Source organism: Syntrophorhabdaceae bacterium (assembly GCA_036504895.1).
Taxonomy (GTDB): Bacteria; Desulfobacterota; Syntrophorhabdia; order Syntrophorhabdales; family Syntrophorhabdaceae; genus PNOM01.
The window spans coordinates 16,623-41,272 of record DASXUJ010000025.1; the positions used below are offsets into that span (position 1 = coordinate 16,623).

The following is a 24,650-nucleotide window of genomic DNA, read 5'->3' on the forward strand; positions in this document are numbered from 1 at the left end:
CGGGACGGTGCCTGATGTTCTCCGCCTTCTCCTTGATATCCTTTACCCCCTGAAATGCGGAGGATGCGGCGCCCACGGGAGCGTGCTTTGCCGGGAGTGCGTTGAGGGCTTCCGGGTAGTGGAAGAGGCTTCCACATGCCCTGTCTGTGGAAGGTGGATGGGCACGAGAGCCGTGTGCGGAGAATGTATCACTCATAAGAGGGGGTTTCAGGAAGGCTTTTACGGGTTCTACTTCGAGAACAGGCTCAGGGATGCACTCCATTCTTTCAAATTCGAGAAAAGAAAAGACGTGGGAAGACTTCTCGTGGCGCTCATAAAAGATAAGGTCGCCTCTTTTTCAGGCAGATTCGACACCATCATTCCGATCCCGGTCACGGAAAAGCGGCTTAAGGCAAGGGGTTTTAATCAATCCTTCGTCATAGGTGAAGAAATCTCCCGCATCACCGGTCTGCCCGTGGCGCCCGGGATACTCGTGAAAACACAGGAGACCCTGGATCAATACAGCCTCTCGAAGACCGAGAGGCGTAAAAACATAAAAGGAGTTTTCTCCGTACTCGATAGAGCGTGTATAGAAGGTAAAAGGGTGCTTCTCGTCGACGACCTCTTCACCACTGGTTATACTATGAAGGAAGCGGCACAGGCCCTGAAAAAAGAAAAGGCCGGGGATGTCGCGGTATTCGCCCTGGCGCGCACAGGATCATGAAAAAACTGCTCTATGTCTTCATATCCCTGGTCTGCCTCCTCACGATAGGCCTTCTCCTCCTGTGGGGGAACCTTCCGGCAGTGGGCTCCTACGTGCTGAGCAGGCTCGCCGGCGGCACGGTCGAGATCGGGAGCTTCGCCTTCTCCTATCAAAAAGGGATCCTTTATCTGGATATAAAAGATATCCGGGCCGAGGGAAAGGTCACGGGAAACGCTAAAGACCTGAAGGTGGCCATCAACCCGAGGAAAGGACTCTATTTCAACCATGTCGCCCTCTCCGATTTCAGCGTCACCATACCGAAACAGAAAAAAGGGAAGGCAAAATTCTCTATAATCCCCACGGACCTTCTCGAGGCGAGAAACGGCGTCATCACCTACGGAACGGAAAAATTCACGATAAAAGCGCTTACGGCGGAGCACCTGAGAAAGGGCAAACCCTTCCGGTTCCGCGGCGAGATAGAGAACGACCGGTGGTTCGCCGCGCTCATGGTGGACGGTGAAGGTCTCGTCAAGGGAAAAAATGGGGCAGTAAAAGGCACGGCATCGGTAAAGGGCCTCGATATGGGCCAATGGACCGAAGATATGGCGGGTTTCGTAGATGGCGCGGGGACCTTCGCGTACGAAAAGAACAGACTCTCCCTCGAGGCGTCCTTTGCCGTTTCGGGATACGAATTGCGGATAGAAGAGCTTAAGGATCCCCGTTTTCACGAGACGCTGCGGGGCACGGCGACCCTTTCCTATGAAAAGAACGTGCTGCGGGTCCATGTACCGGAGGTAATCTTCAAAGACGCGCCATTCCGTGTGGACGTGGAGCTTACGGACCTCGACGTCTCACGGGTGGAGGTCTCTTCCGGTCTTCTGGATGTGAAGGAATTCAAGCACTATGTCGACCTTGACAAGATCGAGAAGGGTGCATCCAGCCTGTGGGACTATGTGAAAGGCGGCCGGGTCGCCATTAAAAGGATCAGCTATATCGCGGCAGGTCGCCATTCCGACGTAGACCTCGTCGTCAAAGACCTTTACGGCTCATATAAGACATGGCAGATTTCCGCCATGGAAGGAGCCGTTCATATCGACAACAAGTCCGTTTCGGCGACCGGCGTAAAGGGGACATGGGAAGATTCCTCCTTCCGGGACGTGACCGCTTCCTATGCCTTTTCGTCCAAAAAAATGAAAGTCGACGGCTCCTACACGGTCAATCTGAAAGATGTGGCCCCCATGGTGAAAAGAGATGATTTCTCCCTCTCCCAAGGCCTCTCATCAGGCAGTTTTTCAGTGGAAGCACAGGAGGGGGGCGCCATGGCTTATCGCGGCAACGGGGTCATGACCGGGGGCGGGGCGATCTGGAAGACCCTGCCCTTCTCTTTCAAGGGCGCCTACAGCTTCGCCCGGACAGGTATCAGCTTCGAGCCCCTCGAGGTAACCCGGGAAGGCACCGACCTTACCATCACCGGGTCATGGAGCCCCGACCGGATGGGCTTCAGGATCAAAGGCCCCCTGGAGGCGGCCCATGTGGAGCACATCCTGCCGCTGCCGGTCAAGACCGGGGGCATGGCCTTCATCGATGTGGGCATAGAGGAGAAGGACCTCATGTACAAGGTCCACGGGGCAATCGACATGAAGGACCTATCCTACGAGGTCCCGGGGGTGATGACCAAGAACCGGGGCTTCGCCAATACGGCGAATTTCGATATTTCGGAGGAAAAGGACCTCCTTCACCTCACCCGTCTCACCTATAACCTCGGCCCCATCGACGCCGACATCAAGGGGGACATAAGGAAAAACCGGATCATGGACCTCGATGTAGCCTTGAAAGTCGACGGCTTTGAAAAAGTGGCACCCCTCTTTGCGACCACGGAGACCGTGGCCAGGGGCGACGCCGAAGCGGTAATGTCCTTGAAGGGCGTGGACCTGCAGACGAAGAAAGTCTCCTTCGCGAAGGGGTACATCAATGTAAACAATGGTTTTTTTAAGATCCCGGGTCTCGGGAAACCCCTTAAAGAGGTCAAGCTCCAGGCGAATTTTACGGGGGATGCCTTCGCCGTGAGGGTGGACCGTTTCATCTGCGGAGCGAGCACGATGAGAGCCGGATCGCTTCATGCAGAGGGGCTCCAGGCTCCGCGCTTCGCTCTCGCCCTGGATATGGAAAGCCTGGACATGGACGATTTCCAGAGCGATTCCGAATTCAAGGCCCGGCCCTTAAAGCCCGACAGCCCATTCGGCCGCGCGAAAGGCACCCTCACGATGAAAGCAGGCGCCGTGAAGCTGGGCGCTCTCAAGGGCAGGAATCTGACTATCGAAGGTACGATGGACGAAAGAAAGGTCACGGTGAAGGAATTAAAAATGGATACCCTGGGGGGGCACGCGGCCTTTTCGGGGGCAGTCGATCTTTCCGGCCTGTCGCCCGCTTTCTCGGTGAACGGCAAGCTCGATAATATTACGAGCAAAGAAGTGCTCACCGCCCTCGATTCGGAGGCGCAGGTAGTCAAAGGGACATGGTTCGCCCAGGGAAATCTAAGTACCCACGGCCGGACGAAAGAAGAGATGATTGCCGGCGTGAACGGAACGCTACACCTCTATAGCGAGAACGGAGTAATCAAGCGGTGGAACCTCCTGTCAAAGGTGCTGGGTCTGCTCAACGTATACGAGCTCGTGAGGGGCAAGGTCGACCTCGGCGCGGAGGGCCTCCCCTATGAGCGAATGGGCGCCACATTCAATGCGAGGGAAGGCGTCTTCAGAACGGATAACTTCATTATCGACAGCCCGGCCATGGTTCTCACCGGTTCAGGCGACATCTATACCGGGAAAAATGAAATTGACGGCAACATTATCGTGTCACCCCTGGTCACCATCGATTCCATCTTTGACCGGATCCCCCTCCTGGGGCGTATTTTCGGAAAGAAAAAGGGCGGCTTCCTCTACGTCTCTTATGAAGTGAAGGGACCGCTTCAGGACCCCGACGTACGGGTGAAGTTCGTCGACACCATCGGGGGAAGGGCCTTGGAAATCATAAAAGGGGTACTTACATTGCCGAAAGAGGTATTTCAATGAAAATAGGTATTATCGGTGCTGGTAAAGTAGGTTCGGCCATAGGCCACGCAATGAAGGCAAAGGGGCTCCAGGTGACGGCAATCTCGGATATAAGGCCGGAATCTTTACGCATGGCGAGACAATACCTGGGGGAGGAGTGTCTCTACACGGACCAAAACCGGCACGTGGTGGAGGCGAGCGACGTGATCGCCGTGACCACCCAGGACCGGGAGATAAAGAAGGTAGCGGAAGAGATTTATGAAAGCGGCCAGAACGTCGAGGGCAAGCTCTTCTTCCATACGAGCGGCGCCCATTCCTCGGCCATGCTTAAACCCCTCGATGAAAAAGGGGCGATCCTCGGATCCCTCCATCCTCTCCAGACATTCCCGGACATTGAAAGCGCGATCAACGTGCTGCCCGGCACCTATATATTCATCGAAGGAGGGGAAGACGCCCTCGCCACCCTCACCCATCTCGCAAACACCATCGGACATGAAGCCGTGGTTATCGAGGGGGCCCATAAGGTCCTTTACCACCTTTCCGCAGTCTTCGTCTGCAACCTCCTCTGCGCCCTCTTCGGAAGCGCGGAAGGGGTGATGGAGAGGATCGGCATCGGTCTCGAGCCCTTCCACCCCATAATCAATGCGACCCTCAAAAATATCGAGGAGAAGGGGCCCCTCATGTCGCTTACAGGACCGGTAATCAGGGGCGACGTGGAGACAATCGCCGACCACCTGCGCGCCATGGAAGGCATGGAAGGCCAGAAAGCCGTCTACAAGGCCCTGTCGCTGGCCGCCCTTCAAATGACAAAGAGAAGGGGCGTCCTCGACGATGAGACCGTCAAAAACATGGAGACGCTACTGAAGGGGATCAAGGGATAAGCCCCCGGAAGCTCCCCGCCGGTCGAGGCCCACTCAGGCGCCGCCCCCGCAAGGAGACCGGGTTCTTTACTCCTTATTTATTAATGGTGGCGAGACACTCGATTTCCACTTTTGCTCCCAGGGCGAGACCGTTCGCACCGATCGCGCTTCGAGCCGGCAGCCGGTCTGTTTTGAAATAGGTCATATAGATCTCGTTCATGAGCGGCCATTCCAACATATCCGCGATCATGACCGTGCATTTAAACACGTTGTCCATAGAAGAGCCGTATTTTTCAAGGGTAGCCTTGATATTCTCCAGGGTCTGCCTCGTCTCTGCCTTTATGCCTCCCGGCGCCACCTTCATCGTCCGGTAATCAACGCCTATCTCGCCGGAAAGATAAAGGATGTTCCCCACCCGCGCCGCGTCTGAAAAAGGCAATGCCATGGGACGGGGCGTCTTGAGATATTCGACCGGCCTCTCCTCTCTGCCCTGTCCCGCTCCCGCACCAATCGCACATAAGACTGAAAATGAAACTGCAGCAATAAGAATACCGGTTACTCTCATTCTCTTTCCTCCTTTTCCTTTTTGTCCTAATACCGTATACAGCGGCCCGTCCGTAACGCTCTTATCTGCCCGCCGCACCGTGGTGCGGGCCTTCCCGCGCCGTACCTTTTACTTGATATTATGCGCAAAAATAGTTATGAATTCAAACGCGCATGGCACCTAAAACGAGACATATGTGGACCCGGACCGCGATAGCAGCCGGTTCATTGGCTCTTTTCCTTCTGGTTGCGGGTGATTTCCTTTACGCCCAGCGCAGGGGCGGAGGCGGGTCTATGCAGCAGCAGGGAAGAGGAAGGACCGAATACCGGGAGCCGACCCTTCCTCTTGATTTTGACGACCGGCCCTTCGAGATGGACCAGGCGCGCCTGCCGACGTTTTATGTGGGGTATGAGCCGGGACGCCTCTATGACCGTTTGAAAAGCCGGAAATCAGACCCCACCCTCGTCTATGCCATCCGCTTCAACTCCGCCGATACGCGGTATGATCCGTCCGACGAACTCCTTCACGTGCGGTGCCGCCTGTCGGGGGTACTTGCAAGCAGGAAAGAGACCGACGCCCTGAAGGGATTGAGCGTCAAATATACGCCCCTCATAGATAACCGTTATTCGGGCACGGACGCATCGGGCGCACGAGTTGAAATGGAAGAGATCAAATTCCAGGAGTACCTCCTCGCGTTCCGGAATTTCAACGAATACCCGGTGGAAAAGGCGGGATCTTCCACCGCCGGCAGGGTTTTACCGGGAAGGGTTGCCGAGCTTCCGTGGAGCGGAGCGGATGACCGCATGCCCCGGGATGCGATCTCGGGCACCATCCGTTTCACACCGAAGGAGGCAAAGCAGATGGCCGACAGGGTCGCGGTCCTCCTCGTCTTCAGGCCCGAGGCACCCTACGGGGGAAGTGAATCGATGGAAGAGCGGCCCGGCCGCGGGACTTACCGCCACCTCTTCGCCCAATACTATTACATCTATGCACGCCTTCTGGAAGTATGGCTCTACGATTTTGACACGGGGAAGATATTTGAAAAGATGAAGCCCAGGAAGTCCGTCCGCTTCCCTCAATCTTCTCCGTGAAATGTGCCGGCCTGCTCCTGCCATGAATAGAGGGGCATTATCCGATCCACGTGAAAATAGACGAGGAACGTCTTCTTCAGGTCTCCCGCGGGGAGATAGTAGCCCGTTTCGGACCTGAACCGCTCCACCGCCGCCGGGTCTTCCTCCTCCCTCAACTTAGTAATAAAAAGGCGCCTGCCCCGGGAAGCCGGCGCTTTTTCGATAAACAAAATCGACGCATGGGGGTTCGACGCAAGATTCGCGTGAGACAGCCGGTCGAGCATAATCAGCGCGATCGTCGTTTCATCGACCACCCCCGGTTTGGTATAGACCGCCTGATCCACCACCCCCGTCGAATCCGCCGTCGCAAGCACGCACAGCCCGTCATTTCCGTCAAAATACTCTTTGAGCGTCATCTCAACCTCCTCGGAATATGAGCGATTATAGGGATTGGGGGAGGAGATTGTCAAGGAGAAGGGCCCCGCCCGGAGGGTGGGTGGGACGAGTTGGGTGCCTGAGTGCTCGACGAGCCTTAGCGGGTAATGAGCGCAGCCGAAGCGGGGACTGCAATGCCCTCCCGGCGGCGAGTCACCCAACTGAGGATACATTGGTTTTCTTTGTTGCCGGTGCTGGAGTTGCTGGGTTACTGGAGTTGCTGCTCTATTGTTTCACCGATAACCCGCTCATTACCATTTCTACTGCCGTGGCGGCTATTTCCTGTATTTCTTCTTTTCTGTTGTAGTCGAACCAGAAGGTGACCCAGGTCAGCATACCCAGTACCAGGAGGGCCAGCCTGGACGGCTTCGCCTTGTTGGCGATCACGCCTTTTTCCTGCAGCTCTTTTATTGTATTCCTCAGCAGGTAGTAATGCTTCTTCCACATCTGCCTCACTTCCTTGAAATAGTTATCTCGTATTGCCAGAGTCTCATGGAGGAGGACCCTCAGCTCCGGATGAGTGCAGACTATCTCCGCAAAACCCTCTATCATTTTTGTGAGTCTGGCAAGAGGGTCTTCTACGGCGGACATCTTTTCCAGGTGGGGAGCCAGGTCTCTCTCTATGGCCTCCATGTGGAGGAGGTAGAAAAGGTGTCTCTTGCTCTTGGCATAATAGTAGAGGGTGGGTTTTGTGATCCCGGCGGCTTCGCAGATGTCGTTGGTGGTGGCCGCGTCATAGCCTTTCTCGAGGAAGAGCTCCATGGCCGCTTTGAAAATGGCATCCCTGTTTCGGGAGACGGAGCCCCCGTTCTTCTTTTCCCTTCCCTGCCCTTTCGCCATATTCCTTCTCTCACGCCATGTTCCGACAGGACCTTTAAGTACGCATCCAGCTTGCTGGTCGGTCGGGTAATTATAGCAGAAGAGCGTATTTATTGGAAGTTTTTGATAATTTCTTAAGTAACTTTTTAAGATGGCGATAATTTATTTTGAACACATAGATCACTTGGTAGCACATGGACAGGTTAGACGATAAAACACGAGGAGCGCGCCATGAGATTCGGAGATCTTAAGATCAGCAGGAGGCTGGGCATCGGTCTGGGGCTTATAATTGCCTTTATGGTCCTTCTTACCATTACCGGCATATGGAGCCTGGGCACTATAAACGGCAAACTTGAGCAGATAATCGGCGTGAACAATACGAAGATCAATCTTGCGCACATCATACAGACTTCCATTGCAAACCTCGACAAGGCGGTTCTCACTATCGTGGTGGCCAATGAAGAGGGCATGACAAAGACCGAAAAGCAGAAGATCGCCCAGGCGCGGGAAGCCTACAAAACCGCACTCGAGAAATTGGAGGGCATGGAGAAGAGCCCCAAGGGCAAGGAGCTTATCGAGGCGATCAAAGGAAACGTGGCGATTGCCCGGACTGCCAACGATAAGGTAATTGAGCTTGCGTCTGCGGGAAACACTCAGAGTGCAAGCACCCTGCTCACGGGCAGTCTTCAAATATCGGGCATGCTGTCCGAATCGTGTGACGAGATGGTGAAGTATCAGAGCGAACGCACCGCCATAGGCGCAAAGGAGGCGAGGACCACCTTCGTACGGGCGCGGTTCGTGCTCATTATTATCGGCGCGGTAGTTTTCGCATTCGCCATATTCCTTGCCTCTTTCCTGGCGCGGGGAATCGCAAAGCCCTTAAGCGAGGGCGTAGCCGTGGCACACAGGATCGCAGACGGCGACCTGACGACGGAGATCGAAATAAAATCGCAGGATGAGACGGGACAGCTTTTGACCGCAATGAAAGATATGGTGGGGAAACTCCAGAAGATCATCGGCGAGGTGAAGAGCGTGGCCACGAATATGGCGGCGGCGAGCCAGCAGTTGAACCAGAGCTCCGAGATAATGTCCACCGGTGCGGGTGAGCAGGCAGGCCGGGCATCCCAGGTGGCCACTGCTTCGGAAGAGATGTCCCAGACGGTGCTCGATATAGCCAAGAATACATCGGCCATCGAAACGTCCGCAACGGATACGGCACGACTCGCAAAGGACGGGGAGGACGTGGTCGACAGGTCAGTGGAGAAGGTGAAGGCAATCGCGAGGACCATAGGCCAGTCGGCGGAGCTTATCAAGTCCCTGGGAGAGCGATCGAACCAGATTGGAGAGATCATCAGCGTCATCAACGATATCGCCGACCAGACCAACCTCCTTGCCCTCAATGCGGCAATCGAGGCGGCCAGGGCGGGCGATGCGGGTCGCGGTTTCGCGGTCGTGGCCGATGAAGTGAAGAAGCTCGCGGAGAGAACGGGCAATTCCACCTCGGAAATCGGAGGAATGATCCAGTCGATACAGAATGAGGTCCACCAGGCGGTGATCTCCATGGAGAACATCAGCACTGAAGTGAAATCCGGGGTTGACCTGAGCAGCCAGGCAGGAGACGTGCTCCGCAATATAGTGGGCAGCGTCAACGAGCTCCACAGCATGGTCCAGCAGATCGCCTCGGCCACGGAGCAGATGGCTGCAACCTCAGAAGAGATCAACAGGGATATCGAAACCATAGCCTCCGTCTCCAAAGAAACCTCAAAAAGCTCAGAGCATATCGCCTCGGCCTCCCAGGAGCTGGCGGGCCTGTCCATCACCCTGGAGCAGGTAGTCGGAGGATTCAGGGTTTAAGAAAGAAAAGTTACCATCGGGTCCCCATAACCCCTCATTCCCCAAAGGGAATGAGGGGTTATTCTATATTCCAGCCCCCCAACAAAGCCTCTACGGGCTTTGCCCGAGGAGGGCGCGACGAAATCCTATAAAACAGTGGATCTTTGTAAAGCGTTAATGCGGAAGAGAAAAAAGCAGGCTCTTCCCGATGAGATCAGGCGTGGTTCAAAAACGGATGGGTCAATCTCAATCGTCCCGCGTGATGTAGCCCGCACCGCGGGCGAGAAGGGGAGGCTCCGATAGCTTTGCTATCGGAGGGGGCGCCGCAAGCCCCTATGGTAGTTGCACGTCTCTTTCCACGATCTCCGTGGAAAGAGACGTGCGCCGGAAAATCTGGGTGAAGTAGTAGGTGGAGACGAGGAGGACATAGTAGGTCACCACCGACAGAAGGGCGACCATGATGAGCTGGAGGAAAAAGGCCTTGGGGATCGGGATGATCTTCCAGCAGACGAACAGGGCGAGCACCGTGCCCACATAACCCGCCAGATAAGGCAGGGTAACTTCCTTGATGGCCCGGAGGATCTTCTCAAATTCAAGGGCCTGCCTGAAATCGGATTTTTCCGAAAAGGTGATGAAGGCAAAGGGCAGGAAGAAGGAGGAGATGAAGAGGGCCACATAAGAGAGCTGAATCATGATCCCGCCGAAAAACCCCGTGAGGCTGCTTAAGGACTGGAGGAAGAAGCCGCAGGAGAACATGAAGAACGGGATGGCCCCGTAAAGAATAAAGAGGAGGAGCATTTTTGCCCCCTCCATCCATATCTCGTACCTCCGGTCCCATGTGGGCAGGCCCACGCTCCCGATCATGACCACCCTCGACACCTTTGAAAGATACCCGAGAGAGAAGAAGTTAAGGACCGGTATGTACAACAGCAATCCCCCGTATATCCATCGCGAGACATAACGGCTGTTCAGGCTGAACTGGATAAAAGGGATGACATCCATAATTATTTGCCTTTGGCCGCCTTGCCGATGAAATCGAGAAGACCTTCAGGGGTATAGCCCGTCATGCCGCCGTCCATGGTGATGGTCTCGCCATTGATATATGCCGCCTCTTTCGTCGCCAGATAGAGTATGAGACCCACGTATTCTTCCACATCCATCATCCTGCCCATGGGTGTCCTGCCGGAAAGGTAGTTTACGAAGGCCTCTTTCCTGACGAGCCCCTCGTTCATCCCGCCCTTGATGAACCCGGGAGCCACGGTCACCGTGGTGACCCCGAATTTCGACCATTCATAGGCAAGGGTCCTCGCCATGACCATAAGTCCCGACTTGCTCACCGCGTAGGGCAGAAAACCCTGCTCTCCGAAGAGGGCGACCTGGGACGCGATATTGATGATCCGTCCGTACTTCCCTTCGATCATCTTTTTGCCGAATATCTGGCACGCATAGAAGGCGCCTTTCAGGTTTATGTCGATCGATTTGTCGAATTCCTCTTTCTTCATCTTCGCCGCGGGTCCGAGAGCATTCACCACGCCGGCGTTATTGACGAGCACGTCGACCCTGCCCCACTTATCCATGGTCTTCGCCGCCACGTTTTCCATCGCGGCATAATCGGTTACGTCCGCATGGAAGGCGAGGACCGGTTTTCCCTTGAATTCCTCCTCGAAGCGGGCGACCGCCTCTTCGGGGATACCGCAGACTCCCACGGAGGCACCTTCTTTGAGAAATTCCTCCGCCATGGCCTTGCCCAGGCCGCGGGTCCCGCCCGTGATAAATACTACCTGCCCTTCAAACCTCATAACCCACCTCCGTAGAATTTCCTTATCCTGTCATCAAAAAGGTCGACCAGGTCCCCGCTCGTTGCGAGGTCCTTCCCCATCGCCTCCCGCCACACATCGGGCCGCTCCATGCAGAGGTAGACGAAGAGGTCGGGACTCCGGCTCTTCAGCATATCCTGGAGCATCTTATAGACCTTTACCCTCTCTTTCTTCAGGTAACGGTATTTCCCGTCTTCTCCCCGTATGAATTCACCGTAGAGGAGGTTTCGCCTTTCATGCTCGATAAAATGGTCCATGAGCCCCGGCGGGAACCTGAGAAGCCCGAGGCTTATCCATATGATCCTCTCCGGATCGAGGATCCTGCATATGTCCTCTGTCAGATACTCATAATCCTTCTCGAAACCGTCATAAATGATCACGGGGTCGAGGTGGAGCCCTACGAAGGAGCCCATCTCCTGCGCCTTGCGGGCCGCTTTCAATCTCTTGTAAAGGGGACTCGTCCGCCGCTCTTCCCGATCGATCGACCTCTGGGGGGCGAGGGAGAAAGAGACCACGGTATAGGGATTGAGAAAAGGCGCAATAGGAGAGATATCCGCCCACTTCGATTTCAACTCGAGGAGGGCCCGCTTCTTTTCCCCGAAATATTCCATCAGGGGCCCGTTGAGCCTGAATCTCCGGTCGAGGGCCAGGCTGTCGGACAGTTCGCCCGTGCCGAACCTCAACACATGGTCCAACTCACCCTCTATCTCTTCCTCTATCTGGGAGAGGATGTAAGGGATATCACCGTGCACGCTTATGCCGGCGGTATTCATATAATATTTGAGTATACAGTACGAGCAGGAGAGGACGCACCCCTCGATGAGGTCGATCGTCTTGTAGCCGCAGCAGACGTGGTTCTTCGTGCCGGGGCAGTCCCGGACTATTCTCCCTTTCGTCTCGACAAAATTAACCTCTTGTAAGTTCAAGGATGCTCCCTATCGATCCATTGTCCAGGGTCCTGCGGAGTTTTTCCAGGGCCTTCTCTAAATCCTCAATATCCCTGGTTCTTATACCTATATCAATATACTCCTTTTCAAAAAAAGGGTCTACCCTTATATCAATGTTCGGGGGCAGCGCCATCCGGACCTTCACCTCTTCCAGTCTCGCTTCCATGGAGGTGAGCAAGGGATGGGTCCGTTGCTTCAGCTTCGCCCGTAAATCGCCGGCATTCTCCGTGCCCCCGAGGGCAACGAAATCGATCCGCCCTTCTTTCACCTTCATAAGCGCGATCAGGCGCAGGAGGTCTCGCAGATACCCTTCAGTGACGTGCAGCGGCGAAAGGAGCGCGAGAAGCTCCTTTCTCTCCGCCTCATTGAATTTCAACAAATCTTCTATATTCCTGAGGGAAAGGCCATTCGTGTGGATAAATGCCTTGAATGGGTCCCCGGCCCGTGCGAGGGCGAGAAAGGTGCTCAGGACCTTTTCATGGGGACTGCACCCGAGGACCTCCATGGTCCCGAAGGTCTCTTCCGATGAAAAGCCCGCCGCGGCCATCTTGTCCAGGGCGATCGCTTTTTCCACCACATTAAGGCCTCTCCCCGCGTTTGCATGGATCGCCCGGATAAGAGCTCCCTTTTCTTCAAGGCCGGACTCCACGAAAGCAGGCACTTCCGTAAGCCCGAGGCGCAAGGCTGCCTCCGCCCTTTTATGTCCCGATATGATGACAAAAGGGGAACCTTCGAGGAGAAGGAGGGGCTCCACAATCCCGACAAGGTCTATGGAAGGCAGAAGAGGCCCCGGCTCCATGGGATAGGAGATACAAAACCTCCGGTCATCCACATCGATGCGCTCAAGGGCTATAGTCGCGAGATAAGCCATATAATCCGAGCGTAAACAATAACAGAGGGGGAACGGGGTGTCAATATTTAGGACAGGCGCAGTGAATGGGCGCGCGATGCACGTGCGCCAAAGAAGAGTGGATGAGAAACCTGGATTATTTGAATATCGCCGGTCTCAACGCCCGTGGGCTGCCCGTAAGGATTGCCCACCCTAGATGAGAGAATATCCCCCTTCCCTGAAAAGTATGAGGCAAACGCGCGTTGCTTCTGGATCGTAGAGGGTTCCCTTCATGCCCTCTATCTCCGCGAGCGCTTTGGCGACATCGGCGCCGGGAGCGTAAGGGCGGGGGGCAACCATGGCCTCCACCGCGTCGGCGACCGCGAGAATGCGTGCCTCGAGGAGTATCTCGCTCCCCTTGAGGCCGAGGGGATATCCGGAGCCGTCGATGCGCTCGTGGTGCTGGAGGATGATCTCCGGGATCGGATAGGGGAGGCCCGTCTCCTTGATCAGCTCGTACCCCGACCGGGGATGGACTTTTACAAGGTTCTGCTCCATTTCGGTGAGGGGGCCCGGTTTCATCAGTATTTCGGCAGGCACCGATATCATGCCCACGTCATGGATGCGGGCCGCTTTTTCTATGTTATCCGCCATATCAGCTGAAAAGCCCATCTCTATGGCGATGGCCCTCGCGAGCCGGGAGACCCTTTCCTGGTGCCCTTTTATGCCCGGGTCCCGGGCTTCGGTGATCCGGGAGACCATGTCGACCATGCCGCCCAGGGTCGATTTAAGCTCTCTTAACTCTTCTTCTGCAAATTTCCGGGTGGTGATGTCCTCTACGGTGCCTTCGTAATAGACAAGCCTCCCGGTGTCGTCGCGGACGGCATGCGCCGTGTTGGAGACCCAGTGGAGGCTGCCGTCTTTTCGTCGCATCATGATCTCGAAGTTCCTGACCGAACCTTCCTCCTCGACGAGCTGCTTGAGCCTTGCCCTCCGGCTCGGGTCTACATAGAGCTGATGGGCGATGTCGGTGACGGACGCGATCATCTCCTCGGGAGAATCGAATCCGTGGATTCGCGCCAGTGCCGGATTTACGCTCAGGTAACCGCCCTCCGGCGTGACCTGGTAGATGCCCTCCACCGCGTTCTCGAATATGTTCCGGTATCGTTCCTCCGATCTCCTTAAACCCTCCTCCGCCTGTTTTCTCCTCGATATGTCCCGGGCAATGGAGAGGACCAGGGTGCGGTCCTTTTGGGTGAAGAGGCGGGAGCTGATCTCCACGGGAATCCGGTCCCCCTCCCTGGTTACATGGGTAGTCTCGAACCAGACCGATCCGGTTTCGATGAGACTCTCCATTATCCCGGGGAGGTCGACCGCCCCTTCACGGGCATCTATATCCCTCGGTCCCATGGAGAGCATCTCTTCCCTCGTATATCCCAGCCGCTCGCATCCGATCTCGTTTACCTCCACGAAGCGTCCCGGCATCCCGGAGGGGGTGATCTCGAAGAGGTATATGGCATCGACCGCGGTGTTAAAAAGGGTCTTGAATCTTGATTCGCTTTCCTTGAGGGCCTCTTCCGCCCCCTTTCGTGCGGTAATGTCTTCGAGGGTGCCCTCATAATAGAGGACCTCTCCCTTTGCCCGTGCCTTCACGGCTCGGACATTGAGAGAGCCCCACATGAGGCTCCCATCCTTCCTGTGGAACTGCGCTTCGAAGCCCCTTACCACCCCGGACGTCTCGAGAATCCTCTTAAAAGTACGCCGGTCTTCCGCGCGGGCATAGAGCTCGGAACCGATGCTCGTGATCCCTTCCTTCATCTGCGTGGGTGTGACATATCCGAACATGCGGGCCATGGCCGGGTTGACCGTCATGAGCCTGCCCTCGGGGGTGCTCTGGAATACGCCTTCCACCGCATTTTCGAAGATGCCCCTGTATTTCTCTTCACTCTCCCGGAGCGCCTTTTCCGCATCCTTACGCTCCGTGATATCGGTAAACATGGCAAAGGAGCCCTGAAACCTGTCCTCTCCGTCAACAATGGGCGACGCGGAGGCGTGGGCCCACAGGACAGTCCCGTCCTTTCTTTTGAGCCTCCTCTCGTATCTGCCGGGAATGCCCTGGCGCCGCATGGCGGTCTTCTCCGCGAGGTCGGGGAAATCTTCTTCGAAGAGAAACTCGTCGTGCCTTCTTCCGATCATCTCCTCCGGCTCGTAGAGGAGCATGGCGGCCATCCTCCTGTTCACGAAGGTGGTGAGGTAGGTTTCATCGAGGACCCATATCCCCTCTTCGGCGGTGTCTATAATGCGCCGGTATCGCTGCTCCGGATCGGACCTGCGGAGCTCGTCAAGACGCTGCCCCATTCTTCGGATCTCATCCAGAAGCTCTTCGTATGTCTTTTCTGCCTCTTTCATGCGACTGTTCCCATTTTTGCGGCCCTGCCGAAGGGGATGCCCAGCTTTCGCATCCTGTGGCGAAGGGTTCCGGGGTTGATGCCCAGTATAGCCGCCGCCCCGCCGGCCCCTTCAACCCTCCCTTCCGCGGCCTCCAGGGCACGCCGAATGTGAAGGGCCTCGATGCCCGTGAGGGTCATGCCGGTCTCTTCCCTGGTCTTCTCCGCCTCCCTGTCATGGTCCCCCTGAAGGCCTACGATATCTTCGTAAGTGAGGGGCTTTCCTTCGTGGATGATGATAGCGCGCTCCACCGCGTTGGAAAGCTCTCTCACGTTGCCGGGCCAGTCGTATCCGATGAGCTTCTCCATGGTCCCCGGTGCAAGGCCGGGCACGAAATTGAAACCAACCTCCCGGGATTTCTTACGCATGAAAAATTCGACCAGGGCAGGAATATCCATCCGCCGCTCCCGGAGGGGCGGGATATGGATGGGAAAGACGGAGAGGCGATAATAGAGATCGTCCCTGAAGAGGTTCCGCGCCACGAGAGTGCGGAGGTCCTTATTGGTGGCCGAGATAATCCGTATATCGACCTTGACCGACTGGACGCCGCCCACCCTCTCTATCTCCTTTTCCTGGAGTACCCTCAGGAGCCTTACCTGGGCATTGGGGGGAAGCTCGCTCACCTCATCAAGAAAGATCGTTCCCCCATGGGCCCTTTCGAATCTTCCCCGCTGCTGGGATGAGGCCCCCGTGAAGGCGCCTTTTTCGTGGCCGAAAAGCTCGCTGTCGATCAGGGAGTCGGGGATGGCCCCGCAGTTTACCTTTATGAGGGGACCTGAGTGGCGGGGCGAGAAATTATGGATCGCATTGGCCATGAGCTCCTTGCCCGTCCCTGTCTCCCCGTAGAGCACCACCGGGCTCGGCTGGGGCGCGACTTTGAGGACCTGTTCCATGGCAGCTTTCAATCCGAATTCGGCGCCCACGATCTCCTCGCTGTAGCCGCGGCGAAGCTCGTTCTGAAAATACCTGCTGTCATCGGCCAGCAGTTCTTTCAGCTTCATGAGCTCCTGGTAACGGCGGCTGTTGGCCAGGGCTACTGCCGCGGGCTCGTTGATGAGGGACCATAGTCCCCCGTGCTCCTGTCCATAGCGACCCCTCCCTTCCACGCGGCCGATAAAGGAACCGACGAACTTGCCCTCGATGATAAGTCTCCCCACGATGATCGAGGAATCGGGCCAGCGGTAGTGGCGGGCGACGGGTTTCAGTATCTCGTCCTCGTATACGTCGCCGCATACTCTTACGCGGGGAAATTTCACCGGATCTTCGAGCTGACCCCGCAGGGGCATGGCCATGGTGATCCGGTCGGCCCGGGCAACACCCCCCTTTTCATCGGCAGTCGCCACCACTTCAAGTACTCCGGCGAGGGGGTCGTAGACGGTGAAGATCAGCTCGTCGGCGGGGATGATCTCCCTGATGTAGAGGAAACAGCGCCAGAGGGCCTTCTCGATTTCGAGACTCCCGCAGATGCGCAGAGTAATCTCCCGGAAGAACCGGTTTTCATCTATTTTCATAGATTCTTCTCGTATTCAATTAAACTGTCGTATACAACAGTTATACCTGATTTCCAAAAAAAGGTATACAAATTTAGGAAAAATATTCTGTCGCTGAGGGAGACGGAGGTTGCCTGCCCGGTCCTTTGGACAATTATTGGGCGAATGCTCGCTTGATAAGGCAAGAGGCCATCAGGAATGGTTGCGACTCTTCGTTCCAATTGGAAAGACTTGGAGGCCTCGGTGGAACAACTGTCGATAGATGGGGAACTCCTTCTAATCAGGGAGATTAATTTCATGAAAACAGAGGGTGGTAATTAATGTGTAATTTAATGGTGCGGGGAGGACCGGTTGTCAGATTGAGCGGGAGTAGGAGGAGCAACGGGAATGGAACCGGTCCCTGTGAGAAAGAGTAAGAACTTGGAATCTTTGTGGAGAAACCCCGACAAAAGTCAAGCGTGTCCGGGAAGCATGTGCAGCCAAGGAGGTCACGCGGTCTCGGACACGCATCGATCTTTTTACCCCGGGGAGGGGTTTACTGATACACAGGCGGATTGAAGCCCGGGCAAGCTCCATCCCGCTTTATTACACCACTTCTGATCTCAAATGAACCTTTTACACGAAGCAGCATTTGAAATCGCCGGGAAGGGCACCGGAGACAACTCTTTTTAGTGATACCTTACCTTCAGACCCCGCTCCATGGGAAGGGCGGCCTCCCGGCTTATTCGCGCGGCCCGGTCGAGCCTTCTCTCCCTGCCGGTGTCCAACCGGACGACCCTGTCGAGAGAGACGCATCCGAACACTTCTATAAGGGTCTCATCCATTTCACCGTGGGGCAAGGCAAAATCGGCCGTGCTCATTATTCTGCCTTTTCCTGTTTTCACGTTTCCAAGAGAGACGCATCCGAACACCTCTATAAGCGCCTCATCCATTATACCGGCCCTAGACCCGCCTTCGGACTCAAACCCCCGTTCTCGTGCCATAATGCCCTCCCGTCCCAGGCCTTTATCCGGGTACGTCAAGGCCCTTGTATGACCCTGACCGGTAAGCCTGGTATGACGACTATCGCGATCGGCCCTGTCCCTGTGTAGCCGGCCGATTTGTTTCGAAGTGATACTCCGTAAGTAGCAATGTGCATGCCATGGTCAAAGCGTAATATTATTAAAGCGTTAATCGAGGTGATAATTGTCAGCTATCGTCGGCGATAGCCATCGACTATCATATGCAACAGAAATTCACATAACTGCCAGATGAGTCAGTTGTGAGGAAAGGGTAAGGCAGGAATGGACGAAGAAAGTGCCCGGGAGAATCAGAGGTATTCTCTTCTCAACTGTTCTATCATCTCGCCGGTCAGCTTCTCCGCTTTTCTCAACTCGGCGAATTTTGCGAGGAGGTCGTCGACGGTAAGCCGCTCCTTCTCCTTTCCCGGGATATCGTCGATGATCCGGCCCTGATGCATCATCACCGTGCGGCTCCCCATCTCCAGGGCCTGCTGCATGCTGTGGGTCACCATCAGGGTGGTGAGGTTCCCCCGCTCGATAAAGGTCTTGGTGAGTTTTATGATCTGGGCCGCAGACCTGGGATCGAGGGCGGCAGTATGCTCGTCGAGAAGGAGGACCTCCGGTTCCCGTATCACGGTCATAAGGAGGCTTATGGCCTGGCGCTGTCCCCCGGAAAGGGTGCCGATCACCGTGCCGAGGCGCGTCTCGAGCTGCATCTCAAGCTCCGCGACCCTCTGCCTGAAGAAATCGATCCGCTCTTTGGTGAGACCCCTCCCGAGAAAGCGTTTCCTGCCCCTCAGGTAGGCGAGGAGGAGGTTTTCCGCAATGGTCATGTCCGGCGCGGTCCCCATGAAGGGGTTCTGGAACACCCTGGCTACTGAGCGTGCCCGCTCGAAGTCCCGCTTCTTCGTCACATCCTTCTCGTCGATGACGACCCTGCCCGAGTCGGGAAGTACCGTACCCGCCACCACGTTGAGGAGGGTCGACTTTCCGGAGCCATTGGTGCCTATGAGGGTGACGAACTCGCCTTTCTTTATGAGAAGGCTCACGTCCCGGAGCACACAGACTTCGTTTACCGTGTGGGGATTGAATGTCTTATTGATGCTGCTGAGCTCGATCATCTCCTACCTCTTCACGATCGCTGCCTTTGAGAGCAGGCTGTCGGGGATCTTTACCCCGTAGAGGGCGGCCAGTTTCAGATTTACCCCTATTTTTTCAGGGACATAATCCTTGATCGGGATCTCTTTCGTCGTCTCGCCCCGGATCACGCGTTCGGCAACTCTCGCGGTCTCGACCCCAACCTCATGGTAATCGGCGCCGATGGAAAGGAACGCGTCGTGCTCCACGTCGGTGGGATCGTTGGTAAAGTAAGGGATCTTCCGGCCGTTCAGAATTTCGGCGATCGTTCTCGAGGCGAGTATCACGGAATTGTCTCCGGAGGTAAGGAAGAGGTCGATCCCCCTGTTGAGAAGGGCCGACAGTGCGTCCTTCACCTCATCCGTAGACGTCACCGTCCGCTCCACAAGTTCGAAATCATATTTTTTCGCCCATTCCCGCGCCTTGAGGGTACATGCCTCGGAGCTTGCCTCGGAAGGGTTCCACACGATCCCTATCCGTTTTGCCTTGGGAAACACGGTCCGCATCGTTTTTATGGTCGCCTCCACGGGCTGGAAGGTCGCGATGCCGGTGAGGTTGGGGATGTGGTCGGACGGACTTTTGGCCACTCCAAGCCTGTAGGGATCGGTGACCGTGCCGAAGACATGGGGTATGGTCTTGTTGCCGTTGGCCGTGACCTGTAACGCGAGAGAAGAGACGGTGATGATATAATCGAAGCCCTGGCGCACCATGTCCTGCACGATGGCCTGGGCAGTGCCGTAATCGTTGTGCGAGTTCTTCAGGGTTACTGTAATCCCGTATTTATCGAGGGTCCCGCTTTTCGTCAGCTCGTCCATAATGCCCTTCGTGCTCTCCACGAGGAGGTAATTGTCCGAAAACTGGAAAATGCAGAGCCTCCTGGCGCTTCGCCCGGGCACCGCGGCGCGATAGACCGCTGCCGCTTCTGCGACAAGGTCGGAGGGGAAGGTGATGCCGAGCTTTTTCGCCGCGGCGTCATTCAGTTTCAGGGTGAGCTTGCGATACTTTTCAAAGGGTATATGGGCGGGTTTTTCGCCCTTGATGATCCGATCCACAAGATGGGCGGCCTGGGTGCCGCTCAAAGCGTAGTCGTACCCGTAGGCAGCCAGTGCACCGGCCTGGAGACGCTCTATGTCGCCCGTGAAAACGGGGATCTTCTTCGCGTCCGCTGCCTTTATCACGGAGTCGAAGGCGGAGTAGACAATATTATCCGGGCTCAGGACGAAGGCGTCGATCCCCTTGTGGGTGAGCGACGTCGCCGCCTGGTAGACTTCCGATGAACCTGCGACGGTGGCGCCCACAAAGGTGACGTCCCGGTTTTGCGTAACGGCCTGTTTCAGGTTATTGACGTTATAGACCGAATTTTCCTGGGAGGGGTCCCAGATCGCCCCTACTTTTATCTTTCCGGGCAGGATCCTTGTCGCGAGGCCGAGGAGCTTATCCTCCGGCACGGAACCGTAGACGCCGGTCACATTCGGGAGGTGGTCCGTGTCCGTCTTGCCCGCCCCTATGATAAAAGGGTTTGCCACCGTGGCAAAGACAATGGGGCGGTCCTTGATCTTGTTCACGGCTGCCTGGGTGCATCCCGTGGAGATGGGGACCACGATGTCCACGCGGTTATGGAGAAATTTATCCATGATCGAATTGACGGTGGTCATCTCCCCGTTTGCATTTTCGAGATCGATGACGACGTTTTTGCCGTTCTCGTATCCGAGCTTCTTCATCTCTTCCACGAAGCTGACTCTCGTGATGTTCAGGAGGTCGTGGTCGACGAGCTGCACCACGCCGATCCGTATCGCCTTCGAGGAGAGGACGGTCCGGTTGCCGAAAATTCTATAGGCGGCGAAGGAGCCCGCGCCGAGACAGACTACCAGGATGAGGCTCACCCATGCCTTGCGATGGTGTCCGGTCTTTATCGCTGATGCCGCGCGGCCCATTTTCTTCACGTCCCATCGGTGAACGACTTGGGGCGACACGAGGATTACAAGGACGAACAGGGCGGTGATGAGCTTGAGGTCGATAGGGTCGAGACCCACGTAAAGGGCCAGGGCCACCATGAGACGAAAGGCGATGGAGCCGATGATGACGGAGAGCACTTTCGCGTAGATCGACCTCGTCCGTATGACCGATTCCCCGATGATCACCGCTGCGAGACCGAAGACGATGGAGCCGATGCCCATGCCGATGTCGGCGAAGCCCTGGTATTGGGCCACGAGGCTTCCCGATATGCCTACAAAACCGTTCGCAAGCGCGATGCCCACCATCTTCATGGCGTTGACATTCACCCCTGATGCGCCGGCCATGGCGGGATTGTTTCCTACTGCCCTCATGGTGATGCCGAAATCGGTCTTGAAAAAATAGGAGACCACAAGCCAGAAGAGGAGGGCGACCACAAAAAAGACCATGGCGAGTAGCAGTTCATGGGGCATCCCGGGATTCAGGTTGCGCAGCATCGTGATCACGCCGGGTTGGGAGAGGAGGGGGATATTCGACCTTCCCATGATGTGGAGATTTACGGAATAAAGGCCGGTCATGACGAGGATGCCCGCGAGAAGTCCGTTGATGCTGAACCGGGTATGGATGAAGGCGGTGATGACGCCTGCCAGGGCCCCTGCGAGAAAAGAGAGGGTGAGGGCCAGGAAGGGGTTTACCCCCGCCACGATCAGTACGGCGGTTACCGCCGCCCCGGTGACGAAACTCCCGTCTACCGTAATGTCGGGAAAGTCATGGATGCGAAAGGTGATAAACACACCCATGGCCAGGAAGGCATACAGGAAACCGAGGTTTATCGCGCCCATCCAGAGGTCCACGACTAGCCCTCGAGCTCGATAATGGCCGCCATGCCTCCCGAGAACCGTGATTTCCCGAGGAAATGCTGGATCCTGTGCACGGAAAAGTCATTGAAGATGCGGGCGATCTCGGCGTCAAAGCCTTCAAGGCTGTTTCCCATGGGCGCCTTATCGAAAATGGCGCCGTGGACATGGAAAGCGCTTCCCTCCGACAGGAGGGCCTGCGTCATGGGCCCCAGGAGGGACCTCTCCCGGACCGCGATGCCCGTGGCCACCACCACATGATTCACGAAGGCGGGCTCCACGGGAAAATCGATCCAATGGGGAAAATTCTCGTTGTCGAAAATACGGCCGCCCCCTGCCGGTTACAGCTCTTTGATGGGCGGCTGCTTGAGGTGCATGGCCCAGACGCCTTTACTCTCCGCGATTATGACAAAACCGATCACGTTTTTCGACGAGATTTCCATAAATGACATTATCAGGCCGGCCAGATCTATCGTGCCGCCGGGGGCCTCTTTAAAGGAGAGGAGGTATCGGTAGTCGCCCCGAAACCCGAACCCGTGAAGCATCTTATAGGTAATGCCCCGGTCTTCATCTGCCTTGAGCACAAAATCAACGGCGGACTGTTTTACGGCGGGATAAAAGAAAAAATTGTTCTTCACCGTCATCGACTCACCGAAAAGGGCTTTATATTCTTCATAGGAGGAGCCGAGGGCGGCCAGACCACACCCGAATTCCATGTCCGTCGGTCTCACTTCCACTACATCCTCTTTCGCAAAAGATGCAGTCTCGGCTTTTTCAGGAGAGCCGATTGCGAGAAGGGACCCCATGGAGCATTCCCGCTCCACGTATTCCACCATAATGCCCTTTATTTCTCTTGGCACGATCCCCGAGCCGGCCTGCCCGGCGCCTGTCGGTCCCGCGATATCCGCAAGGCCCCCTATGATGCGGAAGACCTGGGTAAAGCCGCTCATCCTGAAGATCTCGAAGACGGAATCGGTGATGCCCGAAAGTATGATCTCGCCCCCCACTTTTTTCAGCTCCTTCTGGGCCACGAGAAAGATCCTGAGGCCCGCGCTGCTCACGTAGGTCACGTCCGCCATATCCGCGAGAAGGGTGCGCTCTCCCGCAAGAACAAGGTCTTCGAATATTTTTTGGATGGAGGAGGCGCTCAGCGCGTCGATGCGACCTGCCATGGCGATGCACTTCAATCCAATGCCGGCGAGGTCCTTTAGGTGGTACTCGAACACGCCCTTAGTGTATCACAAAATCGGCGGAGGCTCCTCATTTATGTTCTTTTGCAATAAATGTCTGTTGACAATTGAGTTGCCCGAAGTATTCTATAAAAATTGTCGGTGCCACCGGGTGCTCACGCCGGATGATGCCCGAAAAAGGACCGATTTAATGGGGGGATGGTCACTGAATCTCAAGAAAATCAGGAGTCTCTTATGGGTGTCGTGAAAAGCCTCGTTGTTCTGACTTTCATCTTTCTCTTCGCCGGGGCATCTTCTGCTGATGACCGGGAGCTGGAAACGCTCTTTGGGAATCGGGGAGTGGAGGGGGCCATTGTCATTTCATCCCTCGATGGAAAGAAAGAGTACGTCTGGAACGAGGACCGGGCCCGGAAGAGATTCGTGCCGGCATCGACGTTTAAAATCCCTCACACCTTGATTGCCCTCGATCAGGGGGCGGTCAGCGATGAGAAGGCGGTAATACCATGGGACGGGAAGAAGCAGGAGGTGAGGGGCTGCAACAACGATCAGAGGCTGGAGACGGCGTTCCCCCTCTCCTGCGTATGGTTTTATCAGGAGCTGGCAAAGCGCATGGACAGAGCGAAATACACAGAGCTTCTCGGAAAAACAGGTTACGGCAATGGCCTTGCCGGGCCTGATCTGACCACCTTCTGGCTCGCGGGCGATCTGTCGATATCTCCTTACGAACAGGTCCTGTTCCTTCGGAATCTTTATCACGGGTCGCTCCCTTACAAGAAGGAACATATGGAAGTGGTGAAAAAGCTCATGGTAAACGAGGTGAATCCCCTTTTTACGGTCCGCGCAAAGACCGGCTGGGCGGCAAGAACCTTGCCCGAACAGGGTTGGTTTGTGGGATACGTGGAGACGGGAGGGCAGGTCTGGCTCTTTGCAACCCACATCGATATAAAGAAAGCCGCCGACCTCGCGCTACGCAAGCAAATCACCCTCGATGCGCTAAAATTGAAGGGGATAATAAAGTAAAGAACGATGGACTCCTTGAAACGATACATCATTAAAATCATCTTGCCCCCGGGGCGCACATTATGATAAAAAGGGGGCATGAAGAAAAGATCGAGAGGACTCGCGGCCGTCCGCATACCCGTCATCCTTTTTGTCCTTGCCGCCCTGACCGGCTGCTATTCACTCCGTGTCGATATGACCCCCTATTCCGCACCGTCCTCCTGTCCCGTCACCGTGACGGATGAGCGTGCCGATCCCCGGGCGATCGTGGGAAGCGAGATCGATTTCACCATCGCACCCCCCCTTACGAAGGTGCTCAAATCGAAGCTCTGCCGTAGCGACACAGTGGCCGAGTACGTGACCCGCAACACCACCGTAATACGGATAAGCCGCGCCGAGATCTCCAGTTTCGGCTTCGTAGGCACTACAAAGATGCTCACTATCGAAGGTAGCCTTTGGGCAGGTCTTCGTCAATATCAGATCGTTGCCCGGGGAACAATTGAATCGGACGTCCCCGAGCGGTTTTGGCCGGCCCTCCTCAATTCAGCGCTCGATGACTTTGTAAAAAGGGTGGAAGAAAAACTTCCCTGAGAGGGATGCCCCTTACAGCAGTGACAATTCTGTCACATATCTCACCTGTTTTCGACATTCCTTGTCGTTCCATGGACTTCGTTTTTTATAAATCCTTT

At 55.9% G+C, this 24,650-nt stretch carries 21 protein-coding genes; 7 read left to right on the forward strand and 14 right to left on the reverse strand.

Annotated features, from left to right (window positions below; genetic code table 11):
• Positions 1–7 precede the first annotated feature (7 nt).
• From VGJ94_03440 to VGJ94_03450, 3 genes are read left to right on the forward strand one after another with little or no spacing between them, the layout of a single operon-like run.
• Positions 8–703, forward strand: a complete 696-nt coding sequence (locus VGJ94_03440) for a ComF family protein (protein HEY3275649.1) — start codon at positions 8–10, stop codon at positions 701–703.
• On the forward strand, positions 700–3,753 hold the full coding sequence (locus VGJ94_03445) for an AsmA-like C-terminal domain-containing protein (protein ID HEY3275650.1): 3,054 nt from the start codon (positions 700–702) through the stop codon (positions 3,751–3,753). Before VGJ94_03440 ends, VGJ94_03445 begins: the two co-directional genes overlap by 4 nt.
• Positions 3,750–4,613 (forward strand): Rossmann-like and DUF2520 domain-containing protein, encoded by an 864-nt coding sequence (locus VGJ94_03450; protein HEY3275651.1) that lies wholly within the window; start codon positions 3,750–3,752, stop codon positions 4,611–4,613. Before VGJ94_03445 ends, VGJ94_03450 begins: the two co-directional genes overlap by 4 nt.
• Before the next feature lie 73 nt (positions 4,614–4,686).
• Here VGJ94_03450 and VGJ94_03455 read toward each other — a convergent pair whose 3' ends face one another.
• The gene (locus VGJ94_03455; protein HEY3275652.1) at positions 4,687–5,157 is read right to left on the reverse strand and encodes a RidA family protein; all 471 of its coding nucleotides are present in this window, start codon (positions 5,155–5,157) and stop codon (positions 4,687–4,689) included.
• 173 nt (positions 5,158–5,330) lie between these two features.
• On the opposite strand from VGJ94_03455, the gene VGJ94_03460 reads away from it, so the two are divergent.
• Positions 5,331–6,227: a hypothetical protein gene (locus tag VGJ94_03460; GenBank protein ID HEY3275653.1), complete on the forward strand. Its 897-nt coding sequence runs from the start codon at positions 5,331–5,333 to the stop codon at positions 6,225–6,227.
• Here the strand turns inward: VGJ94_03460 and VGJ94_03465 are convergent.
• Complete coding sequence (locus VGJ94_03465; protein HEY3275654.1) at positions 6,212–6,622, reverse strand: pyridoxamine 5'-phosphate oxidase family protein; 411 nt, start codon at positions 6,620–6,622, stop codon at positions 6,212–6,214. The two genes, VGJ94_03460 and VGJ94_03465, sit on opposite strands and share 16 nt — an antisense overlap.
• 244 nt (positions 6,623–6,866) lie before the next feature.
• Positions 6,867–7,481 (reverse strand): TetR/AcrR family transcriptional regulator, encoded by a 615-nt coding sequence (locus VGJ94_03470; GenBank protein ID HEY3275655.1) that lies wholly within the window; start codon positions 7,479–7,481, stop codon positions 6,867–6,869.
• A gap of 210 nt (positions 7,482–7,691) precedes the next feature.
• Between VGJ94_03470 and VGJ94_03475 the strand changes: the two genes are divergently transcribed.
• Positions 7,692–9,314, forward strand: a complete 1,623-nt coding sequence (locus tag VGJ94_03475; protein HEY3275656.1) for a methyl-accepting chemotaxis protein — start codon at positions 7,692–7,694, stop codon at positions 9,312–9,314.
• 312 nt (positions 9,315–9,626) lie between these two features.
• Here the strand turns inward: VGJ94_03475 and VGJ94_03480 are convergent, their stop codons facing one another.
• The 11 genes from VGJ94_03480 to VGJ94_03530 form a co-directional block, all read right to left on the reverse strand.
• The gene (locus VGJ94_03480; protein HEY3275657.1) at positions 9,627–10,295 is read right to left on the reverse strand and encodes a DUF4013 domain-containing protein; all 669 of its coding nucleotides are present in this window, start codon (positions 10,293–10,295) and stop codon (positions 9,627–9,629) included.
• Between the two features lie 2 nt (positions 10,296–10,297).
• The gene (locus tag VGJ94_03485) at positions 10,298–11,092 is read right to left on the reverse strand and encodes an SDR family NAD(P)-dependent oxidoreductase (protein HEY3275658.1); all 795 of its coding nucleotides are present in this window, start codon (positions 11,090–11,092) and stop codon (positions 10,298–10,300) included.
• Entirely contained in the window at positions 11,089–12,036 is a 948-nt protein-coding gene (locus VGJ94_03490) for a hypothetical protein (protein HEY3275659.1), read from the reverse strand. Before VGJ94_03490 ends, VGJ94_03485 begins: the two co-directional genes overlap by 4 nt.
• On the reverse strand, positions 12,017–12,928 hold the full coding sequence (locus VGJ94_03495) for a ParB N-terminal domain-containing protein (protein HEY3275660.1): 912 nt from the start codon (positions 12,926–12,928) through the stop codon (positions 12,017–12,019). Before VGJ94_03495 ends, VGJ94_03490 begins: the two co-directional genes overlap by 20 nt.
• Positions 12,929–13,099: 171 nt before the next feature.
• Complete coding sequence (locus tag VGJ94_03500) at positions 13,100–15,295, reverse strand: PAS domain S-box protein (GenBank protein HEY3275661.1); 2,196 nt, start codon at positions 15,293–15,295, stop codon at positions 13,100–13,102.
• A complete protein-coding gene (locus VGJ94_03505; protein ID HEY3275662.1) occupies positions 15,292–16,845 on the reverse strand; it encodes a sigma-54-dependent Fis family transcriptional regulator in 1,554 nt (517 codons plus the stop codon). Before VGJ94_03505 ends, VGJ94_03500 begins: the two co-directional genes overlap by 4 nt.
• Positions 16,846–17,492: 647 nt before the next feature.
• Positions 17,493–17,807 (reverse strand): hypothetical protein, encoded by a 315-nt coding sequence (locus VGJ94_03510; protein ID HEY3275663.1) that lies wholly within the window; start codon positions 17,805–17,807, stop codon positions 17,493–17,495.
• Between the two features lie 326 nt (positions 17,808–18,133).
• On the reverse strand, positions 18,134–18,946 hold the full coding sequence (locus VGJ94_03515; protein HEY3275664.1) for an ATP-binding cassette domain-containing protein: 813 nt from the start codon (positions 18,944–18,946) through the stop codon (positions 18,134–18,136).
• 3 nt (positions 18,947–18,949) lie between these two features.
• Positions 18,950–21,769 carry an ABC transporter substrate binding protein gene (locus tag VGJ94_03520; GenBank protein ID HEY3275665.1) on the reverse strand — a complete coding sequence of 940 codons (2,820 nt, stop codon included), beginning with the start codon at positions 21,767–21,769 and terminating at the stop codon, positions 18,950–18,952.
• 2 nt (positions 21,770–21,771) lie between these two features.
• Positions 21,772–22,038 (reverse strand): hypothetical protein, encoded by a 267-nt coding sequence (locus VGJ94_03525; GenBank protein HEY3275666.1) that lies wholly within the window; start codon positions 22,036–22,038, stop codon positions 21,772–21,774.
• A gap of 75 nt (positions 22,039–22,113) precedes the next feature.
• Positions 22,114–22,998, reverse strand: coding sequence for an STAS domain-containing protein (locus VGJ94_03530; GenBank protein HEY3275667.1), 885 nt, complete (start codon positions 22,996–22,998; stop codon positions 22,114–22,116).
• Positions 22,999–23,196: 198 nt separating this feature from the next.
• On the opposite strand from VGJ94_03530, the gene blaOXA reads away from it, so the two are divergent.
• Entirely contained in the window at positions 23,197–23,982 is a 786-nt protein-coding gene (gene blaOXA, locus VGJ94_03535) for a class D beta-lactamase (protein ID HEY3275668.1), read from the forward strand.
• Between the two features lie 78 nt (positions 23,983–24,060).
• Positions 24,061–24,552: a hypothetical protein gene (locus VGJ94_03540; protein HEY3275669.1), complete on the forward strand. Its 492-nt coding sequence runs from the start codon at positions 24,061–24,063 to the stop codon at positions 24,550–24,552.
• Positions 24,553–24,650: the final 98 nt, after the last annotated feature.

What these genes read in the sequence shown, in the direction of transcription:
- VGJ94_03445 (HEY3275650.1), top strand. Translation starts at nt 700, where the DNA reads ATGAAAAAACTGCTCTATGTCTTCATATCCCTGGTCTGCCTCCTCACG.
- VGJ94_03450 (HEY3275651.1), top strand. Translation starts at nt 3,750, where the DNA reads ATGAAAATAGGTATTATCGGTGCTGGTAAAGTAGGTTCGGCCATAGGC.
- VGJ94_03455 (HEY3275652.1), bottom strand. Translation starts at nt 5,157, where the DNA reads ATGAGAGTAACCGGTATTCTTATTGCTGCAGTTTCATTTTCAGTCTTA.
- VGJ94_03460 (HEY3275653.1), top strand. Translation starts at nt 5,331, where the DNA reads ATGTGGACCCGGACCGCGATAGCAGCCGGTTCATTGGCTCTTTTCCTT.
- VGJ94_03465 (HEY3275654.1), bottom strand. Translation starts at nt 6,622, where the DNA reads ATGACGCTCAAAGAGTATTTTGACGGAAATGACGGGCTGTGCGTGCTT.
- VGJ94_03470 (HEY3275655.1), bottom strand. Translation starts at nt 7,481, where the DNA reads ATGGCGAAAGGGCAGGGAAGGGAAAAGAAGAACGGGGGCTCCGTCTCC.
- VGJ94_03475 (HEY3275656.1), top strand. Translation starts at nt 7,692, where the DNA reads ATGAGATTCGGAGATCTTAAGATCAGCAGGAGGCTGGGCATCGGTCTG.
- VGJ94_03480 (HEY3275657.1), bottom strand. Translation starts at nt 10,295, where the DNA reads ATGGATGTCATCCCTTTTATCCAGTTCAGCCTGAACAGCCGTTATGTC.
- VGJ94_03485 (HEY3275658.1), bottom strand. Translation starts at nt 11,092, where the DNA reads ATGAGGTTTGAAGGGCAGGTAGTATTTATCACGGGCGGGACCCGCGGC.
- VGJ94_03495 (HEY3275660.1), bottom strand. Translation starts at nt 12,928, where the DNA reads ATGGCTTATCTCGCGACTATAGCCCTTGAGCGCATCGATGTGGATGAC.
- VGJ94_03500 (HEY3275661.1), bottom strand. Translation starts at nt 15,295, where the DNA reads ATGAAAGAGGCAGAAAAGACATACGAAGAGCTTCTGGATGAGATCCGA.
- VGJ94_03505 (HEY3275662.1), bottom strand. Translation starts at nt 16,845, where the DNA reads ATGAAAATAGATGAAAACCGGTTCTTCCGGGAGATTACTCTGCGCATC.
- VGJ94_03510 (HEY3275663.1), bottom strand. Translation starts at nt 17,807, where the DNA reads ATGGCACGAGAACGGGGGTTTGAGTCCGAAGGCGGGTCTAGGGCCGGT.
- VGJ94_03515 (HEY3275664.1), bottom strand. Translation starts at nt 18,946, where the DNA reads ATGATCGAGCTCAGCAGCATCAATAAGACATTCAATCCCCACACGGTA.
- blaOXA (HEY3275668.1), top strand. Translation starts at nt 23,197, where the DNA reads ATGGGTGTCGTGAAAAGCCTCGTTGTTCTGACTTTCATCTTTCTCTTC.
- VGJ94_03540 (HEY3275669.1), top strand. Translation starts at nt 24,061, where the DNA reads ATGAAGAAAAGATCGAGAGGACTCGCGGCCGTCCGCATACCCGTCATC.